The 15765-nt window shown below is 61.0% G+C and carries 14 protein-coding genes; 11 read left to right on the top strand and 3 right to left on the bottom strand.

Translation table 11 applies throughout. From position 1 onward, the window contains the following. Positions 1 to 32 precede the first annotated feature (32 nt). The 6 genes from ACWXWJ_RS04465 (at position 33) to ACWXWJ_RS04440 (ending at position 5218) form a co-directional block, all read left to right on the top strand. On the top strand, positions 33 to 1013 hold the full coding sequence (locus tag ACWXWJ_RS04465; protein WP_293789796.1) for a F0F1 ATP synthase subunit gamma: 981 nt from the start codon (positions 33 to 35) through the stop codon (positions 1011 to 1013). Positions 1014 to 1015: 2 nt separating this feature from the next. Beyond that, on the top strand, positions 1016 to 2461 hold the full coding sequence (atpD, locus tag ACWXWJ_RS04460; protein ID WP_293789799.1) for a F0F1 ATP synthase subunit beta: 1446 nt from the start codon (positions 1016 to 1018) through the stop codon (positions 2459 to 2461). A gap of 12 nt (positions 2462 to 2473) precedes the next feature. Further along, on the top strand, positions 2474 to 2848 hold the full coding sequence (locus tag ACWXWJ_RS04455) for a F0F1 ATP synthase subunit epsilon (protein WP_293789802.1): 375 nt from the start codon (positions 2474 to 2476) through the stop codon (positions 2846 to 2848). A gap of 101 nt (positions 2849 to 2949) precedes the next feature. Beyond that, positions 2950 to 3369, top strand: coding sequence for a DUF2550 domain-containing protein (locus tag ACWXWJ_RS04450; protein WP_293789804.1), 420 nt, complete (start codon positions 2950 to 2952; stop codon positions 3367 to 3369). A gap of 59 nt (positions 3370 to 3428) precedes the next feature. Next, entirely contained in the window at positions 3429 to 4154 is a 726-nt protein-coding gene (gene nucS, locus ACWXWJ_RS04445; protein WP_473963678.1) for an endonuclease NucS, read from the top strand. A 44-nt stretch (positions 4155 to 4198) separates the two neighbouring features. Beyond that, the gene (locus ACWXWJ_RS04440; RefSeq protein ID WP_473963677.1) at positions 4199 to 5218 is read left to right on the top strand and encodes a tetratricopeptide repeat protein; all 1020 of its coding nucleotides are present in this window, start codon (positions 4199 to 4201) and stop codon (positions 5216 to 5218) included. Between the two features lie 49 nt (positions 5219 to 5267). Here the strand turns inward: ACWXWJ_RS04440 and glgB are convergent, their stop codons facing one another. Continuing rightward, positions 5268 to 7403, bottom strand: coding sequence for a 1,4-alpha-glucan branching protein GlgB (gene glgB / locus ACWXWJ_RS04435; protein WP_473963676.1), 2136 nt, complete (start codon positions 7401 to 7403; stop codon positions 5268 to 5270). Between the two features lie 11 nt (positions 7404 to 7414). Then, positions 7415 to 9439, bottom strand: coding sequence for an alpha-1,4-glucan--maltose-1-phosphate maltosyltransferase (locus ACWXWJ_RS04430; protein ID WP_473963675.1), 2025 nt, complete (start codon positions 9437 to 9439; stop codon positions 7415 to 7417). Positions 9440 to 9490: 51 nt separating this feature from the next. Here ACWXWJ_RS04430 and ACWXWJ_RS04425 point away from each other — a divergent pair, with 51 nt between their 5' ends. From ACWXWJ_RS04425 to ACWXWJ_RS04405, 5 genes are all read left to right on the top strand, one after another. Further along, positions 9491 to 10414 carry an ABC transporter ATP-binding protein gene (locus tag ACWXWJ_RS04425; protein WP_473963674.1) on the top strand — a complete coding sequence of 308 codons (924 nt, stop codon included), beginning with the start codon at positions 9491 to 9493 and terminating at the stop codon, positions 10412 to 10414. A gap of 10 nt (positions 10415 to 10424) precedes the next feature. Then, entirely contained in the window at positions 10425 to 11336 is a 912-nt protein-coding gene (locus ACWXWJ_RS04420) for an NUDIX hydrolase (RefSeq protein WP_448307511.1), read from the top strand. Between the two features lie 13 nt (positions 11337 to 11349). Next, positions 11350 to 12522: a THUMP-like domain-containing protein gene (locus ACWXWJ_RS04415; RefSeq protein WP_473963673.1), complete on the top strand. Its 1173-nt coding sequence runs from the start codon at positions 11350 to 11352 to the stop codon at positions 12520 to 12522. Between the two features lie 92 nt (positions 12523 to 12614). Continuing rightward, positions 12615 to 13403 (top strand): electron transfer flavoprotein subunit beta/FixA family protein, encoded by a 789-nt coding sequence (locus ACWXWJ_RS04410; protein WP_293789825.1) that lies wholly within the window; start codon positions 12615 to 12617, stop codon positions 13401 to 13403. A 21-nt stretch (positions 13404 to 13424) separates the two neighbouring features. Next, entirely contained in the window at positions 13425 to 14378 is a 954-nt protein-coding gene (locus ACWXWJ_RS04405; protein WP_448307513.1) for an electron transfer flavoprotein subunit alpha/FixB family protein, read from the top strand. Between the two features lie 115 nt (positions 14379 to 14493). Here ACWXWJ_RS04405 and ACWXWJ_RS04400 read toward each other — a convergent pair whose 3' ends face one another. Further along, entirely contained in the window at positions 14494 to 15648 is a 1155-nt protein-coding gene (locus ACWXWJ_RS04400) for an ATP-binding protein (protein WP_473963672.1), read from the bottom strand. Positions 15649 to 15765 lie beyond the last annotated feature (117 nt).

Here is a 15765-nt window from a genome sequence, read left to right as displayed (position 1 = left end):
AACATTAATGAAACAGAAGGGAGGCGATAGTTATGGCTAGTCTTCGCGAGCTGAGGACACGCATCAAGTCCGTGAACTCAACGAAGAAGATCACGAAGGCCCAGGAGCTCATCGCCACCTCGAGGATCACCAAGGCTCAGGCGCGCGTTGAAGAGGCAGAGCCTTACGCGGAGGAAATCACCCGCGTCGTTCAGCGTCTGGCATCCGCAAGCTCTCTGGATCACAAGATCCTGCAGGAGCCTGCTGGGGCTTCCCGTGCTGCGATCCTCGTGGTTTCAAGTGACCGTGGCATGTGCGGTGGCTACAACAACAACGTCTTCAAGAAGACTGCAGAGTTGCGCAAGCGCCTGGAGAACGAAGGCAAGGACGTTGTTCTGTACGTCTCTGGTAACAAGGGCATCTCCTACTACAACTTCCGCGGTGAGGACATCGCAGGCGCCTGGTCGGGTTACTCCCAGGATCCCGACTACGCAGCCACCCACGATGTTCGTCGCCACCTGATTGATGGCTTCGTCGCCGGTTCCGAGGGAACCGCTAAGTGGCGTGAGGGCCTCAATGTGGAAGAAGGACAGGGCATTCAGGGATTCGACGAGGTGCACATTGTGTACACCCGTTTCGTTTCCATGCTGAGCCAGACCCCAGAGGCACACCGACTGTTGCCGATCGAGACTGTGGTTGAGGAAGAAAAGCTGGAACTCGGCGAGGACTTGGTCTCCGACAAGGCCGACCATGTCGCTGCCGACTACGACTTTGAACCCGACCCAGACACCCTGTTGAAGGCTTTGCTGCCGCAGTATGTCTCCCGAGGCATCTTCGCAGCAATGCTGGAGTCTGCGGCGTCGGAATCCGCAGCGCGTCGTACCGCGATGAGCGCCGCAACCGACAACGCGACCGACCTGGTCAAGCAGCTCTCGCGAGTGGCTAACCAGGCTCGTCAGGCCCAGATTACCCAGGAAATTACAGAGATCGTCGGTGGCGCATCCGCGCTCGCCGATAGCGGAGAAAGTGATTAAGTATGACTACAGCAAACAAGATTCAGCAGCCCGCTGAATCGGCTGTTGCGGGCCGCGTCGTGCGAGTTATCGGCCCGGTCGTCGACGTGGAGTTTCCGCGTGGCCAGCAGCCAGCACTGTTCAACGCCCTGACCGTCGAGGTTGACCTCGAGGCAGTGGCAAAGACCATCACCCTGGAGGTCGCACAGCACCTCGGGGACAACCTCGTTCGCGCCGTGTCCATGGCTCCGACCGACGGTCTGATCCGTGGCGCCGCGGTTACCGACACCGGTAAGCCGATTTCCGTGCCCGTCGGCGACGTCGTCAAGGGCCACGTCTTCAACGCGCTGGGCGACTGCCTGGACGAGCCAGGTCTAGGCCGCGACGGCGAGCAGTGGGGCATCCACCGCGAGCCGCCGGCATTCGACCAGCTCGAGGGTAAGACCGAGATCCTGGAGACCGGTATTAAGGTCATCGACCTGCTGACCCCGTACGTCAAGGGCGGCAAGATCGGCCTATTCGGTGGTGCAGGTGTGGGTAAGACGGTGCTCATCCAGGAGATGATTACCCGTATTGCTCGCGAGTTCTCCGGTACCTCCGTGTTCGCAGGTGTTGGTGAGCGTACCCGTGAGGGCACCGACCTCTTCCTGGAAATGGAAGAGATGGGCGTGCTGCAGGATACCGCGCTTGTGTTCGGCCAGATGGACGAGCCGCCGGGAGTCCGTATGCGCGTGGCTCTGTCCGGTCTGACCATGGCGGAGTACTTCCGCGATGTACAGAACCAGGACGTGCTGCTGTTCATCGACAACATCTTCCGTTTCACCCAGGCCGGCTCTGAGGTATCGACCCTGCTGGGTCGTATGCCTTCCGCCGTGGGCTACCAGCCCACCCTGGCTGACGAGATGGGTGTGCTGCAGGAGCGTATTACCTCGACCAAGGGTCGTTCCATTACCTCCCTGCAGGCCGTGTACGTGCCGGCCGATGACTACACCGACCCGGCACCGGCTACGACCTTCGCCCACCTGGATGCGACCACCGAGCTGGATCGTTCGATCGCCTCGAAGGGTATCTACCCTGCTGTGAACCCGCTGACCTCTACCTCTCGTATCCTCGAGCCGGGTATCGTCGGCGAGCGTCACTACGAGGTTGCTCAGCGCGTGATCCACATCCTGCAGAAGAACAAGGAACTGCAGGACATCATCGCCATCCTGGGTATGGACGAGCTCTCGGAAGAGGACAAGATCACCGTTCAGCGCGCACGTCGCCTGGAGCGCTTCCTGGGCCAGAACTTCTTCGTTGCGGAGAAGTTCACCGGCCTGCCGGGCTCCTACGTGCCACTGAAGGACACGATCGATGCCTTCGAGCGCATCTGCGACGGCGAGTTCGACGCTTACCCGGAGCAGGCCTTCAACGGTCTGGGTGGTCTCGACGATGTCGAGGCTGCTTACAAGAAGATGACCGAAAAGTAAGGGGTTAGGCACATGGCTGAGATTGCCGCACAACTGGTTTCCGTGGAACGTCCGCTGTGGGTTGGTACCGCAACGTCCGTTACCGCGCAGACCACTGAGGGCGAGATCGGCGTGCTCCCTGGTCACGAGCCTCTGCTCGGCCAGCTGGTCGAGAACGGCGTCGTCACCATTCGGACTAACACCGGTGAGAAGCTGGTCGCTGCGGTGCAGGGCGGTTTCCTGTCCGTATCTTCCGAGAAGATCACCATTCTGGCGGATTCTGCGACGTGGGCCAACGAGGTCAACGTTGCGGACGCCGAGGCTCGCGCACAGTCCGCTGAGACTGAGCACGAGAAGGCCGTTGCCGAGTCCGAGCTGCGCGCTGCGAAGCGTATGACCGCTAACTAGTTTTAGCCCATACGTCCCTTTTTAAGCGGGCTCCACTCTATTTCTTAGGGTGGAGCCCGCTTTGCTTTTCGAAACTTCCTTCAGGGCTGTAAGTTAAATATATGGCGTGGTTGTGGTACTTAATCCTGGCGTTGGTGGCGCTCGTCATCGTTGCTATCGTGTGGCGATTTTTCGCTTTACGTTCCCAGGGCTATCCCGTGGTTTTGCGGCGCCTGCCTAATTCCGATGGAAGGCACTGGCGCCACGGGATTTTGAAGTATTCTGGCCTTTCCGCCCAATTCTATAAACTGCGCAGCCTCCGCCCTGCCTCCGATGTTGTGCTAACGCGCCTGGGCACTCATATCGTTTCTCGCCGCGAGATAACGCAGCGCGAGTCGGCCTTCCTGGAGGATCACGTTCATATTGTAGAGGTCTCTCACCGGGGCAGGCATTGGGAAATTGCCTTGGACAGTTCGGGTGATACCGCGCTCGTAGCATGGCTGGAGTCGGCTCCGTCGGAGCGCCGTATACCCCGCCATTAGTACAGCACTTCCGCGCCTTACTGGTTGGCCCGCGCGACCGTAGCGTAGGCTGAACAACCATGCGCTTAGTCATTGCCCGCTGCTGTGTCGATTATGTCGGCCGTCTTGAGGCTCATCTGCCACCCGCTGATCGCTTAATCCTGGTCAAAGCCGATGGTTCGGTTTCCATCCACGCAGACGATCGAGCCTACAAGCCCCTCAACTGGATGATGCCGCCCTGCACCTTGGAGGCCGTCGATGCTTCTTCTTTCGAGGGTGATGACGCCCCCACCGAGTATTCGGAGCTAGACAATGAGGGGGTCGAACAGTTGTGGATCGTAGCGAATCCAAAGGGAGAGCAGCTGCGAATCCAGATCTTCGAAATCTATTCAGATACCGAGCATGATCTGGGGGAGGATCCTGGCCTGGTAAAGGACGGTGTGGAAGCCCACCTGCAGGAATTGTTGGCCGAGCAGATCGAGATTCTGGGGGAGGGGTACACACTAGTGCGCCGCGAATATCCAACTGCCATCGGCCCGGTAGACATTCTGTCCAAGGACTCCACCGGGGCGACAGTCGCGGTGGAGATTAAACGCCGCGGCGGCATCGACGGCGTGGAGCAGCTGACGCGCTATGTGGAGCTACTGAACCGCGATGAGCTGCTTGCGCCGGTGTCAGGCGTGTTAGCAGCGCAGGAGATCAAACCACAGGCGCGCACTCTGGCAGAGGATCGGGGATTCCGGTGCGTTACGCTGGACTACGAAGCAATGCGAGGAACCGATTCCTCCGAGTTCAGGCTCTTCTAAAACATTGAGAAGCCAGCAGAAGCAGAAGAAAGGACCTTTCTAAGGTGACGAATCCTTCCAATACTCCTCCGTCTCGGTTCGTTGCGGGTGCGGTGGATCTCGGTGCGGTGAAGCAGCAGGCGGAGCAACGCGCGCAAGCCCAAGCGGCACAGGCTCAGCGCGCTCAGGCCGGGCAGGGAACACCGGGCGCCCAGGGAGCTGCAGCCGGTGCAGCCGGTGGTGTTGCCACCTTCGTATCTACGATTACTCCAGAAAATTTCGAGCTTGACCTGGTTGTGCGTTCGACTCAGGTGCCGGTGATCGCGCTGCTGGGCTCCGTTCGCTCGGAGGCCTCGGAGCAGATGCGCCAGGATTTCACCCACATGGTGGAATCTCAGCAGGCACCAACAAAGTGGCTTTTCCGCTACGTGGATGTGGATGCCACCCCGGAAGTCGCGCAGGCCTTTGGCGTGCAAGCGATCCCCACTGTGATCGCTTTGGCAGCAGGTCGCCCTTTGACCAACTTTGAAGGCGGTCAGCCGGCAGCTCAGCTCAAGGGCTGGGTCGATGCTGTTGTACAGGCAGTGGACGGCAAACTCCGCGGGCTGGCCGCGGAGGAGGATCCAGCTCATGGCGCTGCCGGTGCAGAGGGCGCAGATGGTGTTGGCGGCGCAGGAGACACCGATCCCAACGCTGGCGACCCGCGACTTCAGGCTGCCGCCGAGAAGCTGGAACAGGAAGACTACGCGGGTGCTGTGGCGGAATATGACGCGATTCTTGCAGCGCCAGGACAGGCCGATGAGGAGACTGTGGCAGAAGCTCGGGCGGCACGCGCGAATGCGCTGCTTATGCAACGCCTTGCCGACGGGGGAGACGAGTTTGCGGAATCCGACCGCCTATTGCTGGCCGGCGATAAGCCCCAGGCTTTCGATCTGCTGATCGAACAGCTGCGTCCCTCTGCCGAGGGAAGCGAGGAAAACAAAAAGCAGGCGAAGACTCGCCTGCTTGAGCTGTTCAGTTTATTCGACCCGGCAGACCCCGAGGTTATTGCAGGCCGCACTCGCATGGCCTCGGCACTGTTCTAAGCGCTTTCGCCTCTTTGACCCCGCTGGAGCCATACGGCTCCGGCGGGGTCTAGCCCTCCAGGACGAACCAGCGCGCGCTGTGCGCCGGGATCTGCAGGACGGCAGAGGAATCCATGCCGTGCGAACCGGTTGGCTCGGTGTGTAGATCACCACTGACACGCCCAGCACCCTCGTACTGCACGTCGTCGGTATTGAGCACCTCGCGCCATGTTCCGGCCTGCGGCAGGCCGATGCGGTAGTCCTCCTGCGTGATGCCCGAGAAGTTAATCACACACGCCAGCTCACGTCCGTGGTGGCGTCGAATAAAAGAGAGAACATTGTTCGACGAGTCATCGTTGGCGATCCATTGGAAGCCCTCGGGGGAGTGATCCTGGCCGAGTGCAGGCTCGGAATGATAGAGCTCGTTGAGCTGGCTGGTCAGGGCGCTAATGCCACGGTGGAACTCGCCCTCCCACCCCTCTAGGTTCTGCCAATCGAGACCGCGGGATTCGTTCCACTCCTCGGTCTGGCCCCATTCCTGCCCCTGGAACAATAGCTTCTTGCCGGGGTGAGCCCACATAAAGGCCAGGTAACTCCGCACCATTGCGGCTCTATCCCACGCAGAACCTGCAGGCATACGCGACCACAGCGTGCCCTTGCCGTGCACAACCTCATCGTGGCTGATCGGCAACACGTACTTCTCGGAGTACGCATAAACCATGGAGAACGTGATCTCGTTGTGGTGGTAGCTGCGGTAGGCCGGATCTCGCTGGATGTATTCGAGGCTGTCGTGCATCCAACCCATGTTCCATTTCAAGCTAAAGCCCAGCCCGCCCTCGCTGGTGGGGGCGGTCACGCCCGGCCAGGAGGTCGACTCTTCTGCGATGGTCAGCGAGCCCGGGCATTCGCGGTGCACCGTGGCATTCATTTCCTGCAGGAACCGGACGGCATCCAGGTTCTCCCGCCCGCCGTGCTCGTTGGGTAGCCAGTCATCACGGGAGTAGTCCAGGTAGAGCATGGAAGCTACAGCATCCACGCGCAGACCGTCGATGTGGAATTCCTTGCACCAATACAGTGCATTGGCTACGAGGAAGTTGCGGACTTCGTTACGTCCAAAGTCGAAAACGTACGTTCCCCAGTCCGGCTGCTCTCCACGGCGGGGATCCGGGTGCTCGTAGCAGGCTTCACCGTCGAAGCGCCCCAGGGCCCAACCGTCCTTGGGGAAGTGCCCGGGAACCCAGTCCATGATGACGCCGATGCCCGCGCGGTGAAGGGAATCGATCAGCAGGCGCAGATCGTCCGGAGTTCCATAGCGGTTATTCGGCGCGTAGTAGCCGGTGACCTGGTAACCCCACGAGGGCTCGAACGGGTGCTCGGAGACTCCCATTAGCTCCACGTGGGTGTAGCCCATCTTCTTGACATACTCCACGAGCTCCACGGCCAGCTGCTGGTAGCTCAACCCCTTGCGCCAGCTACCGAGGTGCATCTCGTAGATACTCATCGTCTCGTCAACGCCTACGGCGGCGCGGTGAGCCAACCATTCGTCGTCGCTCCACTGGAACTCGCTATCCGCGACAACAATCGAGGCGGTCGCAGGGGCAGGTTCGGCTAGGCGTGCCATGGGATCGGCCTTATCCAAACGCACGCCGTCGCCGGTGGTGATGGAGAACTTGTAGCGGGTGCCGGCCCCGATACCGGGGATCCACAGCTCCCAGATGCCACTGCTGCCCAGTGCACGCAAAGGGTGCTGGTTAGCATTCCAGCCGTTGAAATCGCCGATCACGGACACGCCTGCCGCATGCGGAGCCCATACGGAGAAGGCCACACCACCGTCGACTATGTGCGCGCCGAGAACCTTCCACAGTTCCTCATGGCGGCCTTCGCCGATGAGGTAGCGATCCAAGTCGCCAACGGTTGGCAGATGGCTGTAGGGATCTTCCAGGGTGGTGGTGCCCCCACCCATCCACGTGACCTCGAAGATGTAGGTGTCAACGAAATAGTCCACGGTTGCGGTGAATAGCGCCGGGTATTCGTCGGTTGGTGTCATCGGAAGGAGATCACCACCGTTGATACGGACGGCGACGGACTCCGCCCCGCACTGGACCGTGCGGATTGTGGTGGTGCCGTCGCCGTTATCGTGCGCCCCTAGGACGTCGTGAGGGGCGTGGTGCCTGCGTTCTGCGAGCCGGTGGTAATCGTGGTTCATACCCGCCAATTCTACCTGCGGGGATCGTATTCTTCCTGACCTCGCATGCAGACCCGCTCGCGCTCACCCTCACCAAGGGTGGGCAGTGTGAAGATGTGTGCAACCTGGAAATCTGGATCCAAGCGCACATAGTTGTTGGCGCCCCATGTGTAGGTCTGGTTCGTCGGCAGGTCAGTCACCTCGAAGTGTGCATCGTGCGGGGCGCCCAGGCCGAGCGCCTCGGTATCGAGGTTCACCGAACCCTCGACGATCTGGTTCGGATTCAGGTTCACCACGACCAGCACCGTATTGCCGGTTACCCCGTCGACCTTCGAATAAGCCAGAAGGTCGTCGCTGGTTGTCTCGTGGAGGCGCAGGGTGCGCTGCTGCTGTAGCGCCGGGTTTTCGCGACGCCACTTGTTCAGATCCCTGATCCATTCAGAGCAATTGTCCGCCGTATAGTCGCGCGGGCGTAGCTCGTATTTCTCGGAATCTAGGTACTCCTCCGAACCGGCGTGGACCGGGGTGGATTCGTAGATCTCGAAGCCGGAGTACACACCCCACAGCGGAGACATCGTGGCAGCCAGCGCAGCGCGGATAGCGAACATGGCCTTGCCACCGGTCTGCAGGGACTCGTGCAGAATATCCGGGGTATTGACGAAGAGATTCGGGCGGAAAACATCGGCGTAGTTCGCGATATCTCCCGCGAACTCCTCCAGTTCTGCCTTTGTGGTTTTCCACGTGAAGTAGCTGTAGGACTGAGTAAATCCAGCCTTCGCCAGGCCATAGAGGCGCGGCGGGCGGGTGAATGCCTCGGAGAGGAAGACTACATCCGGGTCGGTGGCGTGGATCTCCGCGATCAGCCACTCCCAGAAGTTCGCGGGTTTGGTGTGGGGGTTATCCACGCGGAAGATCCGCACGCCACGGCCAATCCACAGGCGTACGACCCGCAGCACCTCGTGGTACAGGCCCTCCGGATCGTTGTCGAAGTTCAGCGGGTAGATGTCCTGGTACTTCTTCGGCGGGTTCTCGGCATAGGCGATGGTGCCATCTGGCAATACGGTGAACCACTCAGGATGCTGCTGCGCCCATGGATGGTCGGGGGCACATTGCAAAGCCAGATCCAGCGCGACCTTCAGGCCGAGGTCGCTGGCCGCGGCGACGAAAGCCTCAAAGTCCTCGACAGTGCCCAGGCGTGGGTGAACAGCCTCGTGGCCGCCGTCCTTAGAACCGATCGCCCACGGAGAGCCAACGTCCTCCGGGGTAGGGGTCAGCGTGTTGTTCTTGCCCTTTCGGTTGATTTCCCCGATCGGGTGGATTGGTGGCAGATAGACCACGTCGAATCCCATGTCCGCGATGCGAGGAAGATCCGCTGCGGCGGTGGCGAAGGTCCCGTGTACCGGGTTGCCCTCGGCATCCCAGCCGCCGGTGGAACGCGGGAACATCTCATACCAGGAACCCACACCAGCGGTCTTTTCTTCCACCAGTACGTGGAACTCCGGACCGCGCGTCAGCAGGTCGCGCAGCGGGCGCTTGTCCAGTGCCTCTTTGATCTCCGGAGAGAGTGCAGTGGCCAAGCGCTCGTCAATGCTCAGCGATTCATCGCGCAGCTGGCCAGGTACGGAGGAAACCAGCTCGCGATGCTTGCGGGACGCCTTTTCCGACGCCCGCTCGAACAGCCGCGCGCCGATCTCGAAATCGTTGGCCAAGGCATGGGCATCCTGGCCTGCAGCTACCTTCTTGGTGATCGCGTTGAACCAGGTCGCGGCTGGATCCGACCAGGCGTCAACACGAAAGGTCCACATACCCGGCACATCCGGAACGAACACAGCGTGGCGACGGTCGACGTCCTCGGGGTCGGGAGTCATTGTGATCTTCGCACGCCCGCCCTCGGCGCCGGCAGGGCGGCGAACGACGAGCGTGGCGGAGATGGCGTCATGGCCCTCACGCCAGACGCTGGCGCTGACCGGGAACACCTGGCCGACAATGGCCTTGGCGGGGGTGGCTCCGTGGGAAATGACGGGGGAGATGCAGTCGATGCCGAGGCGGCCGGTCATGGTGGAAACTCCTTACACATGGCGTTTGTTGTGGCGTTACACCGTAAGCCTATGTTGTTGGCACACTTCGCGCGGATCTTGAGGCACCATGGGGGAGTGAGCGACAACGTGACGAACCTGATTTCTGCCCCGGCTACCGCCCAGGTCGACGAGGACGACCTGATTGTTAACATGCGCGGCGTATCCGTTGTGCGCGATGGCCGAGCCATTCTGGCGCCCATGGATTGGCAGGTGGAGCTGGACGAACGCTGGATTATCGTCGGCCCTAACGGGGCAGGCAAGACCACTTTGATGCGTCTGGCTTCGGCACAGATGTTTCCGACCACCGGCACCGTAAAGCTGGTGGGTGAGCAGGTGGGTAAAGTCGACCTGCGCGAGCTGCGCACTGCCATCGGTATGAGCTCCTCGGCATTGGCACAACGCGTGCCGGGTGAGGAGAAGGTCGCGGATATCGTCATCTCCGCCGGCTACGACGTACTCGGCCGCTGGCGCGAGGCTTATGACGAGTTGGACTATGACCGCGCTATCGAGATTTTGGAAAGCATCGGCGCCTATCACCTCGCCGAGCAAACCTGGTCCACGCTGAGTGAAGGTGAGCGCAAGCGCGTGCTCATTGCCCGGGCATTGATGAACGATCCGGAACTGCTGCTGCTGGACGAACCAGGTGCCGGCCTGGATCTGGGCGGTCGGGAGGATCTGGTGGCGCTTTTATCCGAACTAGCGGCGGACGCGGATTCCCCGGCAATCGTGATGATCACTCACCATGTGGAGGAAATCCCGCCGGGATTCACCCACGCGCTGCTGTTGGACGAGGGGGAAGTCGTCGCCCAGGGCATCCTGGAGGACGTGATGACCAGCGAGAACCTGACCCGCACCTTCCATCAACCAATTGAGGTCAAGTACGAACAAGGTCGCTGGTTTGCCCGCCGCAGTCGCCAAAGCCGCGGCAGCCACCGCTCCCGGGAAGATCGGTAGACTCTGATTCATGTTGGAAAACCGTTTGGGCCCAGTGCAGCCACGCCACGCGTCAACGGTGATTCTGTTGCGCGATACGTTGTCAGGGATCGAGGTGTACGTCCAGGAACGTGCCTCGACCATGAAATTCTGCGCCGAGATGACGGTTTTCCCAGGCGGGGGCGTGGATTCCCGTGACATGCCAGGTGACGTAGACGGCGATGGTCACGAATCGCCAGCGATTAACTGGCAAGGTGCGGAGGTCAAGTGGTGGGCTAAGCGCCTGCAGAAGCCGGAATCCATGGCCCGCGCCCTCGTCTGTGCCGCGGTGCGCGAAACCTTTGAAGAGTCCGGCACTCTGCTGGCGACGCACCGCGATGGTTCCCCTGTGGTTGACACCACCCCATTTCAGGCGGAGCGCAAGCTGCTGGAGAACCACCAGCTGAGCTTTTCGGACTTTATGAGCAACAATAACCTCGTTCTCCGCTCCGACCTTTTACGCCCCTGGGCGAACTGGGTTACCCCGGTTGAACAGCCCATTCGCTATGACACGGCCTTCTTTGTCGCTGCCATGCCGGAGGGACAGCAGACTCGCGATGACACTCCTGAGGCCACTTCTACGGGATGGTTCCGCCCCTCCACGCTGTTGGACGGCTGGCGCTCCCGCAAGATTTCCCTGATGCCTCCGACATGGGCGCAGCTCAAGTTGCTGGATACCTTCCGGACTGTCGAGGAAGTATTGGACTTCTCCTCGAATCTTTCTGTCGACCCCGTACTGGCTGAGCCTGTCGATGAGCCCTACATGGCCGAGTACTACCTGATGGAGCAGCAGATGTACGGCGCGCCCGCCCGCCAATTCGCGCCGGGTATGAAGTTCGCCGTGGATCCTGCCGAGCTTCCCGCTAACCCCTTCGCTAGCCGCCCGGACTCCTACGAGCAGTAGGCCCCGCACAACTATGGCCTTTACTGCATCTGAACTGGACTTTTTACTTGCCGACTCTGCCGCTGGCTCGCTCTTTATTAATGACGCCACCACGTATCAGCTGACCAAGAAATCCCTCGTGCAGGACCTTTCCCACCTGCGCAAGACATATGGGGAGCACGCCCGCGCCCTCGTCGAACTCGTGCAGGCTCGCCGTGCCGACAAGCTGCCGCAAAGCTGGTTGATGGATAGTGAATCCACTCAGCAGGCCACCCCGCCCGTAGTGGCCGCGTGGCGCGCCGAGGTCTTGAAGAACGCCGGGGTGGGCAATGCCGTGGATGTCACTTGCAGTATCGGCACCGAGTTGCAAGCGCTTGCCCAAGCCGGGTTGCAGGTACTGGGTGGAGATCTGGACCACCAACGCCTCCGCATGGCTCGCTTCAATGTGCCCGAGGTTCCCGTGGTGCGAATGGATGCACTACGCCCAGCTTGTACGAGAGTCGTGACCTCCGGTGTAGTCGTAGCCGACCCGGCCCGACGCAATTCTTCGGGACGGGTGACGAAGTTGGAAGACCTACAGCCACCGCTGCCGGAGCTCACGGAGCGGTACGAAAATTTAGTGGTCAAATGCGCGCCCGGAATTGATTACTCTGAGTTCGACGGCCATGTGGAGGTCGTGTCAGTCGATGGAGGAGTAAAGGAAACGTGCCTTTATACTCCCGGCATAGTCGGGCGGGGACGCCGCGCGGTGGTGATGCGGGCGTCAACAGTTAAAGAGACAATTAGCAGTGACGAGCCTGAAACGGATTGTGTGAGTGGGGCGGGGCGCTACATTGTGGATCCCGATGGAGCCATAGTGCGCGCCGGGTTGGTACGGCATTATGCTGCGCGGCACGGCCTATGGCAGCTTGACCCGCATATCGCTTATCTCAGCGGGGATCAGGTGCCTGCCGGGGAGCGCGGTTTTGAGGTTCTAGAGGAAGTTCCGCTGAAGAAGGCCCGCACTGCATTGGTGGGGCTGGGGGCAAAGAATGTGGAGATTCTTGTGCGGGGTGTGGACGTGGATCCGGATGAGCTGCGCAAAAAATGGAAGCTGAAAAAGGGGAGTAATGAAATGTATTCCGTCATCGTGACGCGACTGGGGGAGGGTGCCGCCGCGAAGGCTATGGCCTATGTGTGTCGCCCGTGTCAGGGGGCGCGGGGGTAGTTCTAAAACAATATAGGAAAGTTGTGGCGGTGATCACCTAGTGGTAGATACTATGGTGCCAAATCACAATACCCAAGCAGGAAGGTCAACGAATGTCGAACATCGTTGTTCTGGTTAAGCAGGTGCCGGACACCTACTCCGAGCGCAAGCTCACCGACGATGACTTCACCCTCGACCGCGACAGCGCAGACGCTGTCCTGGACGAAATCAACGAAAACGCTGTTGAGGCTGCGCTGCAGCTGAAGGAAGCTGACAGCTCCCGCAACGTCATCGTCCTGTCTGTCGGCCCGGAGCGCGCAACCGAGGCGCTGCGTAAGGCTCTGTCCCTGGGCTGCGACGAGGCCAAGCTGGTTGTCGACGACAACCTGGCCGGCTCCGATGCACTGGGCACGGCATGGACCCTGTCCAACGCTCTGAACCAGATCGAGGACATCGAGCTGATCATCACCGGTAACGCCTCCACCGATGGCGGCGCTGGCTCCGTTCCGGGTCTGCTGGCTGAGTACCGCCAGATCCCGGCTCTGACTCACATGGAGGAGCTAAACGTAGAGGGTGGCAAGGTCACCGGTAAGCGCGTTACCGAAGAGGGCGTTTTCGGTCTGGAGGCTCCGACCCCGGCCATCGTCTCTGTGACTGAGAAGTCCAACACCCCGCGCTTCGCTGCCTTCAAGGGCATCATGGCTGCTAAGAAGAAGACCATCGAAGAGCTGTCTTTGGAAGAGATCGGCGTGGACGCTGCAAACGTTGGTCTGGCAAACGCCACCACCTCCGTTTCTGCTTCCACCCCGAAGCCGCCGAAGTCGGCTGGTGAGATCATCAACGACGAGGGCGACGGCGGCAAGAAGCTGGTCGAGTTCCTGGTCAAGGAAAAGCTGGTTTAAGGGAAGTAGGGATTTAAGGACATGACCAACGTACTAGTACTGGTTGAGCACGGTGAGGGTCAGCTGAAGAACTCCACCGTCGAGCTGATCACCGCTGCACGCGTGTTCGGCACCGTCGGCGCCGTCGTCGTGGGCGCTCCCGGAACCACCGAGAAGCTGCAGGGCGCACTGGCTGAGGCTGGCGCAGAGAACATCTACGCCGCTGAGTCCGATCAGGCAGAGTCCCTGCTGATCACCCCTGAGGTTGACGCACTGTCCGGCCTGGCAGCCCAGCTGCAGGTTCCGGTTCTTGTTTCCGCTACCGCTACCGGCAACGAGGTTGCTGGCCGCGTCGGCGCTCGCGTCGCTTCCGGTGTTCTGTACAACACCAACAACATCACCGCGGAGAAGACCGCTGAAATCAGCATCTTCGGTGGCGCTTACACCGTTACCGCTTCCGCCGCTGGCGCATCCCCGGTCTTCACCCTGGCTCCGGGCTCCCTGGATCCGGAGCCGCAGGCTGCCGCTGGCAACGTCCAGCAGGTAGAGCTGCCGGGCGCTGGCCCGACCGCTGTCACCATCACCTCCTTCGCTCCGGCAGAGCAGGGTGACCGCCCGGACCTGACCGAGGCCAACATCGTGGTCTCCGGTGGTCGTGGCGTGGGTGGCCCGGAGGGCTTCGCCGACGTTGTCGAGCCACTGGCCGACGTCATGGGCGCTGCTGTTGGTGCTTCCCGTGCAGCTGTGGACGCCGACTACTACCCGGGCAAGTTCCAGGTCGGCCAGACCGGTGTTACCGTCTCCCCGAACCTGTACATCGCACTGGGTATCTCCGGCGCTATCCAGCACAAGGCTGGTATGCAGACCTCCAAGACCATCGTTGCTGTGAACAAGGACGAAGAGGCTTCCATCTTCGAAATCGCAGACTTCGGTGTTGTGGGCGACCTGTTCAACGTTGCCCCGCAGGCTACCGAGGAGCTGAAGAACCGCAAGTAGTTCTTCGGCCTAGGTGTTGAAAGCCGCCCCCCTCGGCGGCTGCATCAAACCGGCGCCCTTCCGCCAAGCTTTCACGCTGGCGGGGAGGGCGCCGGTTTTTTGTTTGTCGTGCAGGCTAAATGTCCTGCTGCCGGATGTAGTCCTGCATATATGGCAGCGTGAAGCGTACGAGCCCAAAGCCGGCCGGTTCAATGAGATCGCGGGTAATGAGCCGGCTGCGCCAAGTGGAAAGTCCCCGCGGTTCCACGCCGAGGCGGGAGGCGATGTCGCCGGTCTTGACGCCCCTTTCGTCGGCACAAATCGCAGCCATCGCGCGGAGGAAGTTCATTTCGCCCTCCGGCAGGCGGCTCAGCGCGGGTCGGTGCACGTGGCTGGTCATGCGGTCGATCGCCCGCTGGGAGGCAGTTTCCACGTGTGCGGCCTCGATGGTGTTTGACCCGTCGATTCCCGCGGCAGCCCACGACAGTGCGCCCACCACCTGAATGAGGTAGGGGTATCCGCGGCAAATGTCAGTGGCGCGGCCTAGGGCGTCATCACTAAAAGGGCGACCAGAGTCCGCAGCGGTGATGGCGAGAGTCTTGGAAACCTCCTCGGTCGGCACAGCGTGGAGATCCACGCGGAAGGCGCGGCGCAAGAACGTGGTGCCCTCGTGCTGCAGCAGGGTGTCCACGCCGTGGGGGAGTCCCGCGCAGACGAAGGCGATATCGCGCTCGTCACGCATGAGGTCCTGGACTGCCGTGGCTAGGCGGTGGAGCTGGTCGAGGTCGGCGGACTGCAACTCGTCGAGGGTGATGAGGATGCCAGTGCCGGTGATTGCGTCGGAGAGCTCGCGTAGACGGGTGATGAGTGTGGGCACACTGCGGAGCTCCTCGGCTCGCGAGTGAACCTCCGTGCGGAAGCTGCCTACGCCGGTGAGGGAGGCGCCGGAGAGTTTGCGCTCTGGTGGCTGCTCGATGCTAGTGATGGCGGCGGGGATGGTTGTTTCAACCAGCTCGGAGATCATGTCGCTATTCGGGTAGGCGCGCAGGACGATCCAGCCCTGGGTGCGGGCCTTGTCCTCGATCTCGTTGAGTAGCACTGTCTTGCCCACGCCACGCAGACCGCTGGCCAGGATTGTGCGATGCGGGGAGCCGGGCCCTTCGGCTAGGCTGAGTTCGAAATCCTGTAGCAGCTCCGCCCTGCCTGCCAAGTAATATGGCGATGTGCCGAAACTGGGGCGGAAGGGGTTGCGCTGGCTGGGTGTGGGCGTCTGATGTGGGTGCTCGGACATGCCTCATAGCATAGCGCCACCCTGGTGGATTATGTTAGATCCGTTAGATCTTGGCGGTCTTGTTAGAAGTGTTAGATCCCGGTTTAATTGTTAGATCTTTGAAGTGAAAGAAAAACC

This window comes from Corynebacterium sp. p3-SID1761, from assembly GCF_055862885.1.
Note: the sequence above shows the minus strand (reverse complement) of the source record. Positions and strands in the feature narration are given on the sequence as shown.

Excerpts from the sequence above, each read along its gene's own strand:
- glgB (WP_473963676.1), bottom strand. The coding sequence starts at position 7,403 with ATGAACCACGATTACCACCGGCTCGCAGAACGCAGGCACCACGCCCCT.
- ACWXWJ_RS04450 (WP_293789804.1), top strand. The coding sequence starts at position 2,950 with ATGGCGTGGTTGTGGTACTTAATCCTGGCGTTGGTGGCGCTCGTCATC.
- nucS (WP_473963678.1), top strand. The coding sequence starts at position 3,429 with ATGCGCTTAGTCATTGCCCGCTGCTGTGTCGATTATGTCGGCCGTCTT.
- ACWXWJ_RS04465 (WP_293789796.1), top strand. The coding sequence starts at position 33 with ATGGCTAGTCTTCGCGAGCTGAGGACACGCATCAAGTCCGTGAACTCA.
- ACWXWJ_RS04410 (WP_293789825.1), top strand. The coding sequence starts at position 12,615 with ATGTCGAACATCGTTGTTCTGGTTAAGCAGGTGCCGGACACCTACTCC.
- atpD (WP_293789799.1), top strand. The coding sequence starts at position 1,016 with ATGACTACAGCAAACAAGATTCAGCAGCCCGCTGAATCGGCTGTTGCG.
- ACWXWJ_RS04420 (WP_448307511.1), top strand. The coding sequence starts at position 10,425 with ATGTTGGAAAACCGTTTGGGCCCAGTGCAGCCACGCCACGCGTCAACG.
- ACWXWJ_RS04405 (WP_448307513.1), top strand. The coding sequence starts at position 13,425 with ATGACCAACGTACTAGTACTGGTTGAGCACGGTGAGGGTCAGCTGAAG.
- ACWXWJ_RS04425 (WP_473963674.1), top strand. The coding sequence starts at position 9,491 with ATGTTGTTGGCACACTTCGCGCGGATCTTGAGGCACCATGGGGGAGTG.
- ACWXWJ_RS04455 (WP_293789802.1), top strand. The coding sequence starts at position 2,474 with ATGGCTGAGATTGCCGCACAACTGGTTTCCGTGGAACGTCCGCTGTGG.
- ACWXWJ_RS04400 (WP_473963672.1), bottom strand. The coding sequence starts at position 15,648 with ATGTCCGAGCACCCACATCAGACGCCCACACCCAGCCAGCGCAACCCC.
- ACWXWJ_RS04415 (WP_473963673.1), top strand. The coding sequence starts at position 11,350 with ATGGCCTTTACTGCATCTGAACTGGACTTTTTACTTGCCGACTCTGCC.
- ACWXWJ_RS04430 (WP_473963675.1), bottom strand. The coding sequence starts at position 9,439 with ATGACCGGCCGCCTCGGCATCGACTGCATCTCCCCCGTCATTTCCCAC.